The sequence below is a fragment of the Streptomyces sp. IBSNAI002 genome (genome assembly GCF_052244475.1).
In the GTDB taxonomy this organism is placed as follows: Bacteria; Actinomycetota; Actinomycetes; order Streptomycetales; family Streptomycetaceae; genus Streptomyces.
In genome coordinates this window covers 7,391,694-7,403,258 of the sequence record NZ_JBQPXG010000002.1, presented here as the reverse complement: position 1 = coordinate 7,403,258, position 11,565 = coordinate 7,391,694, and the positions used below count along the sequence as shown (strand labels likewise).

General features: G+C 72.9%; 9 protein-coding genes. 1 reads left to right on the top strand and 8 read right to left on the bottom strand.

Annotation, left to right across the window (positions count from 1 at the left end):
• Positions 1-132 precede the first annotated feature (132 nt).
• From ACTVZO_RS34475 to ACTVZO_RS34440, 8 genes are all read right to left on the bottom strand, one after another.
• Positions 133-1,284 (bottom strand): alpha/beta fold hydrolase, encoded by a 1,152-nt coding sequence (locus ACTVZO_RS34475; RefSeq protein WP_443302064.1) that lies wholly within the window; start codon positions 1,282-1,284, stop codon positions 133-135.
• A gap of 22 nt (positions 1,285-1,306) precedes the next feature.
• Positions 1,307-2,257: a chlorinating enzyme gene (locus ACTVZO_RS34470; protein ID WP_443302063.1), complete on the bottom strand. Its 951-nt coding sequence runs from the start codon at positions 2,255-2,257 to the stop codon at positions 1,307-1,309.
• On the bottom strand, positions 2,254-4,125 hold the full coding sequence (locus ACTVZO_RS34465) for an amino acid adenylation domain-containing protein (protein WP_443302062.1): 1,872 nt from the start codon (positions 4,123-4,125) through the stop codon (positions 2,254-2,256). Before ACTVZO_RS34465 ends, ACTVZO_RS34470 begins: the two co-directional genes overlap by 4 nt.
• A gap of 33 nt (positions 4,126-4,158) precedes the next feature.
• A complete protein-coding gene (locus ACTVZO_RS34460) occupies positions 4,159-5,130 on the bottom strand; it encodes a DUF6039 family protein (protein WP_443302061.1) in 972 nt (323 codons plus the stop codon).
• Positions 5,131-5,223: 93 nt separating this feature from the next.
• Positions 5,224-7,515, bottom strand: coding sequence for an ACP S-malonyltransferase (gene fabD, locus ACTVZO_RS34455; protein ID WP_443302060.1), 2,292 nt, complete (start codon positions 7,513-7,515; stop codon positions 5,224-5,226).
• Between the two features lie 58 nt (positions 7,516-7,573).
• Positions 7,574-8,449: an enoyl-CoA hydratase-related protein gene (locus ACTVZO_RS34450; RefSeq protein ID WP_443302059.1), complete on the bottom strand. Its 876-nt coding sequence runs from the start codon at positions 8,447-8,449 to the stop codon at positions 7,574-7,576.
• Complete coding sequence (locus ACTVZO_RS34445) at positions 8,440-9,675, bottom strand: hydroxymethylglutaryl-CoA synthase family protein (protein ID WP_443302058.1); 1,236 nt, start codon at positions 9,673-9,675, stop codon at positions 8,440-8,442. Before ACTVZO_RS34445 ends, ACTVZO_RS34450 begins: the two co-directional genes overlap by 10 nt.
• The gene (locus ACTVZO_RS34440; RefSeq protein WP_443302057.1) at positions 9,676-10,554 is read right to left on the bottom strand and encodes a DUF6039 family protein; all 879 of its coding nucleotides are present in this window, start codon (positions 10,552-10,554) and stop codon (positions 9,676-9,678) included.
• Between the two features lie 243 nt (positions 10,555-10,797).
• Between ACTVZO_RS34440 and ACTVZO_RS34435 the strand changes: the two genes are divergently transcribed.
• Positions 10,798-11,556: a class I SAM-dependent methyltransferase gene (locus tag ACTVZO_RS34435; protein ID WP_443302056.1), complete on the top strand. Its 759-nt coding sequence runs from the start codon at positions 10,798-10,800 to the stop codon at positions 11,554-11,556.
• The last annotated feature ends 9 nt before the right edge of the window (positions 11,557-11,565 follow it).

The window sequence follows — 11,565 nt, the reverse complement described above, 5'->3', positions numbered from 1 at the left end:
GGGTTCCTCCTTCGCGGCAGGGCAGAGCAGGGCGGTGCGGTGCGAGGCATCGGCTCGGCGGGCCGGACGAGCGAGGCGGGCGCGGGGCCGTCGGCAGGCTCCGGGCTCGCGGCCGCTGGACCTGTCAGTGCGTCAGACGGGATGCTCCGCGAGGAACTTGGCCAGCGCCTCGAAGAGATCCGGTTCGCCCCGGAACACCGAGATGTGGTCGCCGTGCGGGCGCACCAGGCTCACCGCCCCCGGCAGGGCCGCTGCCACCCGTGCGGATCCGCCCGGGTGGGCGGTGTCGTCGTCCGCGCTGGTCACGACGAGCACCGGCAGGTCCAGTCCGGCGAGCCGGGGTCGGAGGTCCTCGCCCATCACGGCCGTGTTCAACTCGGAGTAGCGGCGGAACAGTTCGACCGTCGCGTACGGGTAGAGCACCAGGTGGGCCAAGTCGGCGGGGACGTTGTCGCCGATCGACCGGCAGAGCGTTTCGTGGATGGTCGCGGCCAGGCCCGGGTCGGAGCCGGCCATCGCCAGCAGGGCCTGGAGATTGCGCTGGTGGTCCGTCTTGGGGCTGTCCGGGCCGAGGTCGAAGTCGCCGTGCCACAGGCTGAGCGAGGTGATCCGGTCCGGGTGCAGCGCGGCGGCGGTGACGGCCGGTACGGCTCCGCCGCACAGCCCCACCACGTGCGCCCGGGCGGCGCCGGCCCGGTCCATCGCGGCCAGCAGGTCCCCGGCCTGGGCTGGCACGCCGTATCCGGCCGGCGCCGGCCCGTCCGGGTCGGCGAACAGACCGCGGCTCTCCCAGGTCACCACGTGGTGGTGACGGGCGAGTTCGCGGATCCACCGCTCCGCCAGCCGGGCCGGCATGCCGGGGGCGAGCGCCAGCACCACCGCCTGCCCGCCGGGCCGCCCCGCGGTGTACACGCGCAGCGGCACACCGTCCGGGGCCCGGGTGTCGAGACGGGCGCAGAACCGCCCGAAGTCGGCCGCCGCCGCCTCGTCGGCGAGGGCGGCGAGCCGGTCGGCGCCCCGCACCCGGCCGTCCTCGGTGAAGGACAGCCCGGCCAGGTCCAGCCGGTCCGCGACCACCCGGGTGAAGGTGTCCGCCGGGCCGGGTCCGCCGCCCACCGCGATCGCGGGGGCGCCGAGCCGCCGGGTGAGGTCCTCCAGCAGCGGGCCGAGGGCCTGGGCGCGGGGCCCGGCGGGGACCGTCACGGGCGGCAGTACGCCGAGCAGCGGGCCCAGCGACAGGACCGCCTCCGCCAGCCGGGCGAGCCCGTTCGCCGGGGTGGGCACGGGGCCCACCCCGGCGGCGCCGTCAGCCGTTCCCGAAGACATGGCCCCGGGTGGTGCGGTCCACCAGCTTGTTGTGTCCGTACGTGTCCTGGCCGGCGACGAGGACGGCGCCGTAGCGGTCCAGCGAGACCTGGCCGCCGTACTCCTCGATCTCCTCGGTGTCGGGGTAGACGCGGACCGCGGTGGGCACGTAGCGCGAGGCGAAGCCCATGCGCATCTGCCGGTCGGGGCCGTCGTTGGGGTGCGAGGCGTGCATCAGGGTGGACCAGAACATGATGGCCTCGCCGGGCTTCATCACCATCGAGACGGCCTTGCTCTCGTCGGGGACGAAGTTCTCGTCCTTCTGGAGCTCGCGGTAGTCGTAGCCGAAGAAGCCCCGGCGGGTGCCGCTCTTGCTCTCCTGGTTGATGCGGTCCGGGTCGTAGTGCATCTTCTTGGTCTCGTCGTAGTTCATCTGCTGGTGCGAGCCGGGGATGAACTGGAGGCAGCCGTTCCCGACGGTGGCCTCGGTGAAGGCGGTCCAGACCGTGATGGTCCCGCCGAACTCCTTGAACTCGTCGGGCCACAGGATCTGGGGTTCGCCCGAGGCGTTGGCGAAGGTGTCCGCCTGGTGCCAGTCGGTGCCCTCGTCGCCGGGGTACTTGGGGAAGAACTCGGTGCGCCAGCACAGGACGTCGGGGCCGAGGGCGCTGACGACGCGGTCGACGATCGCTGCCCGGCCGATGTGGCCGGCCAGGAAGTCCGAGTCCAGGTGGCGGTCGTAGTTGGAGATGTTGGTGTTGCCCGAGGAGGCGGCCTCGTCGCCGTAGACCGCCATCGAGCGGTCCATCAGCTCCAGCCGCTCGCGCCGCCACTCGGCGGTCATCTGCTCGGGCTCGTAGACCTTGAACGGTCCGAAGAACCCGTTGGTGCGGAAGCTCTCCAGCTCCTTTTCGGACAGCGAGAACGCACCGCCCGCTCCGGCCTGGGTCATGGCTGCTCCTTCACGTGGTGGTCGTGGGCGGCGGCGCCGTCCTGCCCGGGGTGGCGGGCCGTCCGCTCCTCCACGCAGGCGGCCAGCCTGGCGACGGTCGCCTCGGCGCCCAGCTCGGCGCCGGTCAGGCGCAGCCCGAACCGCTGGTTGACCTGCGCGACGATGCGGACGAACGCGAGCGAGGTGGCGCCCGTGTCGAAGAGGTCGACGTCTGCCGCCGGCGGCCGCGGGCCGCGCAGGACCTCGTGGACGATGGCGGTCACGGTGGTGAGGGTGGTGGTGGGCCCGGAGTCCGCCGGGAGGACGGCGGCGGGCTCGTCGTCGAGGATCCGGCGCAGGGCGTCGCGGTCGGTCTTGCCCTGCGGGGTGAGCGGGATCGAGCCGACCACCCGGTGGGCCGAGGGCCGCAGGTGGGCGGGCAGGGCGCCGGCGGTGTACGCGGCCAGGGCGGCGGGCAGCGCGGCCGGGTCGGTGTCCGGTCCGCTCTCCGGCACCACGAAGGCCGCCAGGCGCAGGTCGCCGTCGTAGTCGTGCGCGACGACCACGGCCTCGCGGACCTGTGGGTGGCCGGTCAGGAAGTGCTCGATCTCGCGCGGCTCGATGCGGAAGCCGCGCACCTTGAGCTGGTCGTCGAGGCGGCCGAGGTAGCGCAGTTCCCCGTCCTCGGTGCGGACGGCGAGGTCGCCCGAGCGGTAGTGGCGGGTGACGGGTCCGCCGCCGAAGGACTCGGTGGTGAAACGCTCCGCGGTCAGCTCCGGGCGGTCCAGGTAGCCGCGGGTCACCCCGGCCCCGGAGACCAGGAGTTCGCCGGGCGTGCCGTCGGGTACGGGGGCGCCGTCGGGGCCGGCCAGGACGAAGTCCAGGTCGGGCAGCGGGACTCCGATGGGGCTGTGCTCGGGCGTGTCCAGGTCCGCGGCCGTGATCGGGCGGTAGCTGGCGTGTACGCAGGTCTCGGTGATGCCGTACATGTTGACCAGCCGGGGCTGCCGGTCCCCGTGCCGCTCCAGCCAGCCGTCCAGGTCGCGCACTTCGAGCCGCTCCCCGCCGAAGACCACCAGGCGCAGAGCGAGCCCGTCCGGGCCCTCGTGTTCCGCGTCGGCCGCGGCGAGCTGGCGGAAGGCGGACGGCGTCTGGTTGAGCACGGTGACCCGCTCGGTGCGCAGCAGGGCGTGCAGGTCGGCGGGCCTGCGGGCGAGGCCCTTGTCGACGACGACCAGGCGGCCGCCGTGCAGGAGGGCGCCCCAGATCTCCCAGACGGAGAAATCGAAGCCGGTGGAGTGGAACAGCGTCCACACGTCGTCGGGGCCGAAGCCGAACCAGTCCCGGGTGGCACTGAACAGCCGGACCACCTGGCGGTGTTCGACGAGGACGCCCTTGGGCAGGCCGGTCGATCCGGAGGTGTGGATGACGTACGCGAGGTCGCTGCCGGTCGCCGCCTCGCGGCGGTCCGGGGCCACCGCCCCGGTCCGGCCGGCGGGCGCCTGGGCGGTGACCGGGACGACGTCGGCGGCCAGGGCGTCGGGCAGCGCCTTGGCGGCCTCGGCGGTGGCCACGACGATCCGTACCCGGGTGTCCTCGAGCAGGTGGAGCAGCCGGGGCGCCGGGTAGTCGGGGTCCAGCGGTACGTAGGCGCCGCCGGCCTTGAGGATGCCGAGGAGGCCCACCACGAGCTCGGCGCCGCGGTGGGCGCTGAGCCCGACGAGAACGCCGGGGCGCACTCCCCCGGCCGCCAGCCGGGCGGCGAGCGCCTCGGCGCGGGCGTCGAGTTCGCCGTAGGTCAGCTGCTCGCCGGACGCCGTGACGGCGATCCGCTCGGGTGCCTCTCGCACCCTGTCCTGAAAGATCTCGTGCAGACTTCGGCCGCTCATGGCCGACACCTCCTGGTCCGGGGGTGAGTGGGTTCAGCGCGCCGAGGGCAGTTCCGTGGCGTACAGACCCCAGTGGTGTGGTGTCAGGGCGACGTCCTGGAAGGAGCCCTGGACGAACATGCGGGCCCAGGTGCCGCCGGCGCCCTTCTCGGGCGCCCGCTCCCGGAAGAAGATGTCCCGGACGCTCTCGTTCTGGACGTGCAGCTGGAGCAGCCGCTGGTAGGTGCCCAGCGAGCGCATGTGGATCATCCAGTGGATGCGGTCCATGGGGCCGAAGGCGTCCTCGTAGAGGAGCACGGTGGCCTCGCCCGCCAGGTTGTCGTTGATCGCCTCGGCGGCCTCGCGGGCGAACTGCCGGGCCTCGGAGCGGAAGTCGTAGATGATCTGGGCGGTGCGGTGGATGACGATGCCCGCGTTCGCGGAGTGCAGCAGCAGGTCGTCGGGCTGCGAGGTCTGGTGACGGGCCGGCGGCAGCGAGACGGCGGTGCCGCCCTGCTGGAACACCGCGCTCTGCCGCTCCAGGGTGCCGTCCACGGCGGTGCCGTACATGCCCCAGAACTGCGGCAGCAGCACCGCCTCCTTCAAGGTGCCGTCGACGAACATCCGGGCCCAGCTGCCGCCGCCCTTGCTCTCATCGATGCGGGCCTTGCCGAACAGGCCGCGGTAGTCCTCGTCCTGGCTGCCCATCCGGACCAGCGTCTCGTAGTCGTCCATCGACTTCAGGTGGATCAGCCAGTGCACCAGGTCCTTCGTGCCGAAGGTCTCCTCGTAGACGAAGACGCTCGCCACGCCCTCCTGGGAGGTGTTGATGTATTCGGCGAGTTCCCGGGCGAACTCGCGTGATTCCGAGTGGAATTCACTGCGGACCTGGGCGGTGCGTTCGACGATCATTCCGGAGTTCCCGGAGTGCAGGATCTTCTCCGGCGCCAGGACCGTCTGGTGACCGGCCGGCGCTACGACCGCCCTGGCCTCGTCCGTCGATTCCCCGGTCTCCGCTGCGGTCATGAAACCCTCCTGATCGAATACCCGGTGAATGCCGCCGGGAACGTTCCGGAAATCCCCCGTCAGAGACTATGGAGCCGGGGTGACAGTTCCTGCTCAGAATTGCGCACGGAGGATCGCGTTTGTCCGGTCCGTCAGAATGGAGGCGGCTCCCGTCATCAGCCGGTCGGCGATGACGTCCACGTGGCGGCGGCGCCAGTCCGCGAGGTCGGTCCCGGCGACGAACCGGTTGAACGCGCCCATCGCCGGGCCGCAGTGGATCTGGTAGTTGACCTGCTGCTCCGGGGTGCCGTGCATGGCCAGCCTGGTCGAGTGGACGAAGTACCAGCGGAAGACCAGAGCCATCCGGTGCCGGGCGCTGCGGCCGGCCCGGGCCAGCTCCTCGGGGTCGGTGCGCGCCAGGTGCGCCCGGGTCTCCCGCCACACCTCCTCGACCGGGCGTCCGAAGCACTGCTCTTCCAGGGAGCGCACGGTGCGCTCGTCCAGCTCTTCGAGGGCGCCGTACTGCCGGTAGAGCTGGTAGAGCTTGTTCGCCCGGGCCGGGAACAGCGTGCCCCTGCGGACCACTTGGACCCGCGCGCCCAGTTCGAACATGTCACCGGCCGGCGCGTACGTGGTGTCCTGGACGTCCAGCCCGGCCAGCATCTCCTTGACCGCGTCCGCGGTGCCCGCTTCGGGCGAGCACTGGTTGACCGAGCCGGTGAGCACGAAGTCGGCCCCGAGCAGGAACACGGCCGCCACCGCCTCGGGGGTGCCGAGCCCGCCGGCGGCCCCGACCCGGATCCGCCGGTGGTAGCCGTACTCGGCGCCCGCCCTGTCCCGCAGCCGGGCGATGGTCGGCAGCAGGGCGAGCGCCACACCGCCGTCGGTGTGGCCCCCCGAGTCGGACTCGACGCACAGGTCGCCGCTGACCGGCAGTTCCCGGGCGATCCGGGCCTCCTCCGGGGTCAGCCCGCCCTCCGCGAGCAGCCGGTCGACCACGGCGGCGGGCGCGGGGGCGAGGAAGGCCTGGGCCACCTCGGGACGGGACACCTTGGCCACCACGTGCCGGCCGGCGGACGGCCGGCCGTCCGCGTCGCGGCTCGCGCCGGCGAACCGCACCCGGACCAGGGCCGGGGTGATCCGGGTGAAGCCCGCGGCCTCGACGCTCCGCACCCCGTAGCGGACGCAGAGCGAGGCGACCGCGTCCTCGCGCGCCGGATCGGCGGGCGTGTGCAGCAGGTTGACCCCGTACGGGCGGTCCGGACCGGACTCCCAGGCGAGCCGTTCGAGGTCCCGCGCGATCCGGTCGAGGCCCAGCCCGCCGGTGCCGAGGAAGCCCATCAGACCGGCGCGGCCCATCCGCAGCACCAGCTCGGCCGAGGAGATGCCCTTGTACATCGACCCCGCCAGGTAGGCGGCGCGGACCCGGTGGTCACGGCGGAACCCGGCACTGCCGAGGCCCTCCGCCCGGAACACGGCGGGAGTGCCGGCGGCCACGGGCTCGGCCGACGGCGCCGGCACGGACGCGGGTACCCGTACAGGCGCAGGCGCAGGCCTCGGGGGGCTGTCCTTCAAGGCCGTCTTCCACAGACCGGACAGCGCCGTGCCGGGGCCCCGCTCGATCACTTCGCGCACCCCGAGGGCGAGCAGGTGGTCCATGGTCTGCGCCCAGTGCACGGGTTCGGCGATCTGCCGGGCCAGCAGCCCGGCCACGTCGTCCCCGTACGGTGCGGCGGTCACGTTGGCGATCACCGGGAGGGCGGGCGGGCGCAGGGTGAACCCGGCCAGGTATCCGGCGAACGCCGCGGCGGCCTCCCGCATGTACCGGGAGTGGAAGGCCGTGCGGACGGCCAGCGGGACCGTCCTGCCCGCCTTGTCCTCGCGCAGCCGGGCCGCCACCGCCCGAAGCCGCTCCGCCGGGCCGGACAGGACCACCTGCGTCCGCGCGTTGTGGTTGGCGATGTCCACCGTGTCCGCGCCGTACCGCGCCAGCGCGTCCGCCAGCTCCTGGGCGGACGGTCCGACGACGGCGAGCATCCCGCCGTCCCCGTCGCCCGACATCAGCTCGCCCCGCCGCTTGACCAGGCGCACCCCGGTCTCGAAGTCGAAGCAGCCGGCCGCGAACAGCGCCGCGTACTCCCCGAGGCTGTGGCCGGCCAGCACGTCGGGCTCCGGTTCGCCGTCCGCGCGTGCGGAGAGCACGGTCAGGGCCTCCACCACGAAGAGCGCCGGCTGGGCGTAGCGCGTGTCGCCCAGCCGCCCGTCGGGGTCGTCGAGCAGGAGCGGCTCGAGCGGGAAGCCCAGGATGGCGTCGGCGGTGTCCACCAGGGCGCGGTGGCGGTCGATCAGGCCCGCGCCCATGCCCTTGCGGTGCGATCCCTGCCCCGGGAATATCCAGGCACGCAACGGGTGCCTCCTCGTCGTCGGTGAGCGGATGGAACGACCGGGGCCGGGCCGCCCCGGCTCAGCGCGGGGCCGGCGCCGGAGGCGGCAGCGGGGGCGGGGCCTCGCGGCCCGGCCCGGCCGCCAGACCGGCGAAGCCGGCGATCCGGTCGCGGACCCGGTCCGAGGACATCAGGCGGACGAACTCGTCGACCGCGGTCTTCCGGGTCTGTTCGTCGACGATCCACAGCCGGCCCATGTAGCGCTTGAGGTCGGTGACCGTGGCGGGGTCCAGCTTGGAGGCGCGGAAGAGCAGCCGGCGCAGCGCCGGCCCGGGGTCCTCGGCGAGTTCGTCGACGAGTCCGTGGACGGCGGCCTCGCGGGCGGCGACCGGCAGGGTGCCGAGCGCCATCGCGTAGGCCCGCTGGAAGCCGACCCGCCGGATCAGGAAGGGCAGGACGGAGCAGGGCAGCAGCCCCCAGAGCGCCTCGGGGAGGCTGAACCGGCTGCGGTCGGTGGCGTGTACGAAGTCGCTGGCCGCGACCAGCCCCACGCCGCCGCCGACCGCGTGGCCGTCCACCTGGGCCACCACGATCCTGCCGATGGTGGTGAACCGTTCCAGCAGGGCGAAGTAGTCCTCCCCGCCCTTGCGGGTGTCCTGGACGCCCTCGATCCCCCCGCCCGCGCCGTGCGCACCGTCCGCGCCGTCCGCCGCCGCGACGCCGGCGAGGTCCATGCCGCTGCAGAAGGTGTCGCCCTCCGCCCGCAGGACGACCACCCGGCAGTCCTCGGTGCGCTCGGCGAGGTCCAGTACGGCACCGAGCTCCGTGATCAGCTCGCGGGTGATGCTGTTGCGCTCCCCCGGCCGGGTGAGCGTCACCGTCAGCCGGCCCCGGTCGTGCTCCACGCGCAGCGTCCGGTGGCCGGCCGGGCCCCCCGCGGTCCCGGTCAGCTCCACCGGTACCTCCGGTGGAACCCGCTGATCTCGTCGAGTACGAGGAGCCCGCGGCCGGCGAACCCCTTCTCGTAGACCGGCCCGTAGCCGTCCGGGTCGAAGCGCTGGTCGCGTACGCCGGCCATGCGCAGCGCGCCGCCGTCCGCGATCGTCTCGTACTCGGGCATCGCGAGCGGGTAGCGGTCCTCGATGGCGGCGCCGATGCCCAGCGCGGCGAGTTCCGCCCCGGCGCCCTCGGGCACCACCCCGCTGTAGAACTCCGAGGCGCAGCCGGACCCGTACGAGAACATGCCGACCCGGCGGGCGCCGGCCTGCGGCCCGTCCTGGTCGATCAGCGAGCACAGGGCGAGGTAGAGGGCGGCGGAGTAGACGTTGCCGACCCGGGAGCAGTACGCGAGCGAGGCGGCGGTGCGCCGGTCGAAGTCGGCCTCGACGGCGGCGGTCCCGTAGCCCTTGAGCTTGCGCAGCATCGTGCGGTGGGCGGCCCGCACCATGCCGGCGAACGGGGTGTGCAGGACCAGCCGGTCGAAGGTGGTGACGATGTCCGCGCCGACGACGCGCTCCGCGTAGTGCCGGTAGCTGTGCTCCAGGCAGGCCAGGTAGGAGAGCAGCGAGAGGTCGGAGTCGCCGGCCTCCAGGTCCGGCCGGGGGCGCAGGGTGTCCATCACCTCGTAGCTGTAGAACCCGCTGGCTCCGGGGTCGAGGGCCAGGATCCGCGGCCGGCCGCCGACGATCATCGCCACCGCACCGGCGCCCTGGGACGGCTCCCAGTAGGTGTCGCGGGCGGCGGCGCTGGCCGCGTCGGCGGCGATGACCAGCGCCTTCGCGTCGGGGTCCGCTCCGACTTCGAGGAGGGCGGCGGCCGAACGCAGCGCGGCGGTGCCGCCGTAGCAGGCGTGCTTGGTCTCGAAGGACCGGCAGCGCCGGCCGAGGCCGAGCGCGTCGTGGACGTAGGTGCTCAGCGGTTTGCCGTAGTCCAGGCCGGACTCGGTGCCGACGATCACCAGTTCGATGCGGTCGCGCTCGGCCGGGGACAGCGCGTCGACCAGCGGCTTGGCTGCGTTGACGGCGTTGGTGACGGCGTCCTCGCAGGGCAGGTTGACCGACTTCTGGCGCATCATCAGGTTGCCGAAGCGGCGCATGTCCAGTCCGCGCGCCTCGAAGAGGGTGCGGACGTCCAGCGAGGCCCTGCCCACGTAGGCGTTGACCGCCTCGATGCCGACCTCCATCTAGCTGCCCGCTCCCGCGTGGTGCGGTACGAGGACGGTCTCCTGGAGGGTGCCGTCCAGGAACATCCGGCCCCAGTTGCCGCCGCCGCGTCCGGCGGGGATCCGTTCGCCGGTCAGGATCTCGCGGAACTCGGCGTCGGTGCGCTCCAGTTCGACGATGCGGCGGTAGTCGTCGAGGCTGCGGAGGTGGATCATCCAGTGCAGGCGGTCCTGGGTGCCCCACTGCTCCTCGTAGAGGAAGACGGTCGCGTGGCCGGCCAGTGCCTCGTTGATGCGGCTCAGCCAGGCGAAGGCGAAGTTGCGCCCCTCCTTGCGGAATTCGAACTTGACCTGCCCGGTGCGGTGGATGACGACGCCGGCGTTCGCGCTGTTGAGCTGCTGCTCGGGGAGCTGCCCGGTCTGGAAGCGGGCCGGTACGGCGAAGAGACCGCCGAGGTCGGCTTCCTCGTGGGCGTGGGTGAGTCCGTGCTGGGGGACGATCACCTTCTCGTGGAAGGAGCCCTGGAGGAACATCCGCTCCCAGTTGCCGCCGCCCTGCTCGGCGAGCCTGTCGGAGCTGGCGACCTCCTGGAAGTCCGTGTCGTGGTCGACCATTTCCAGCAGCTGGCCGTAGTCGTTGGGGGCCCGCATGTGAATGAGCCAGTGCAGCCGGTCCTGTGTTCCGAACAGCTCCTCGTAGACGAGGGTGGTGGCATTCGGGTGCAGTGCCTTGTTCGTGAAGAACTGCAGATCCCGCGCGAATGACCGGCCCTCGGTGCGGAATTCGTAGGCGAGCTGTCCTACCCGGTGGATGATCAGTCCGGAATTGCCGGTGTGCAGCAACTGCTCGGGGGGTTCGGCGACCTGTTCGGCGGCCGGGGGAATGAAAGACCATGCCATGAGGAGAATTCCCTTCTGCCTGGTTCGGCGGATTGCACCGGCGGCCGATCCGCACGCCCGATTCCGCAGTGCGGCCACGCTAGCGGGGCCGGGAAACCGGGCTCTGCTCAATCTTGGGCAACGCCCGGCGGCACCAGATCGACTAGACTCCCGGGGCAAGCGGACCGCTCGGTCCTCTTCGCTCGGGACGTCGGCCGCGGCACCCCGCGGGCCCCGTCGGCCCCATGATTGGAGTGCGCCTTCATGACCTCTGTCACCAGCGAGTCCCTCCGGTTCGACAAGGACGCCGACGACTACGACGCCTACCACGGCGGTCTGGAGCGCGGCCGCAAGGCAGCCGAGGACCTCTCCCCGCACCTGCTCCCCGGTCCGGTGCTCGACATCGGCCTGGGCACCGGCCTGGTCGACGTCGGCCTGACCGAGCTCGGCCATCGCGTGCTCGGCGTGGACGTCGCCCCGCAGATGGCCGCCCGGGCGGAAAGCCGCCTGAACGGCCGGGTCGTGGTCGGCAACGCCCAGTACCTGCCGTTCGCCTCCGGCTCGCTGCCCAACGTGGTCATGGTGCACGTGCTGCACGTGGTGGACGACATGGACCGGGTGCTCGCCGAGACCGCCCGGGTGCTCGCGCCCGGCGGCCGCCTGGTCACCGTGCACGGAGTCCCCGTCGCCGAGCCCGACGACCTGGTCGCGGCGGAGGCGCCGCTGAACGTCCTCAAGCCCAAGGTGCCCGACACCCCCGAACGCCTCGCGGCGGCCGCGGCCACGTACGGGCTGCGGGTGCTGGAGGAGGCCGCGGTGAACCCGTACGAGATCGATCTGACGCCGAACCAGTACGCGGACAGCATCGCGGGCCGGGTCTGGTCCTACCTCAAGGACGTCGGCGACGCGGACTGGCAGCGGCTGGTCGTCCCGGTGGTGGCGGCGCTGCGGGCGCTGCCGGACCCGGACCGCGAACGGCACCAGGTGTGGCGGGTGCCGCTCACCGTCCTGGTGAAGAACTGACCGGCCGGG

Coding starts and splice junctions, on each gene's coding strand:
- ACTVZO_RS34470 (WP_443302063.1), bottom strand. CDS start 2,257: ATGACCCAGGCCGGAGCGGGCGGTGCGTTCTCGCTGTCCGAAAAGGAG.
- ACTVZO_RS34465 (WP_443302062.1), bottom strand. CDS start 4,125: ATGAGCGGCCGAAGTCTGCACGAGATCTTTCAGGACAGGGTGCGAGAG.
- ACTVZO_RS34460 (WP_443302061.1), bottom strand. CDS start 5,130: ATGACCGCAGCGGAGACCGGGGAATCGACGGACGAGGCCAGGGCGGTC.
- ACTVZO_RS34445 (WP_443302058.1), bottom strand. CDS start 9,675: ATGGAGGTCGGCATCGAGGCGGTCAACGCCTACGTGGGCAGGGCCTCG.
- ACTVZO_RS34440 (WP_443302057.1), bottom strand. CDS start 10,554: ATGGCATGGTCTTTCATTCCCCCGGCCGCCGAACAGGTCGCCGAACCC.
- ACTVZO_RS34435 (WP_443302056.1), top strand. CDS start 10,798: ATGACCTCTGTCACCAGCGAGTCCCTCCGGTTCGACAAGGACGCCGAC.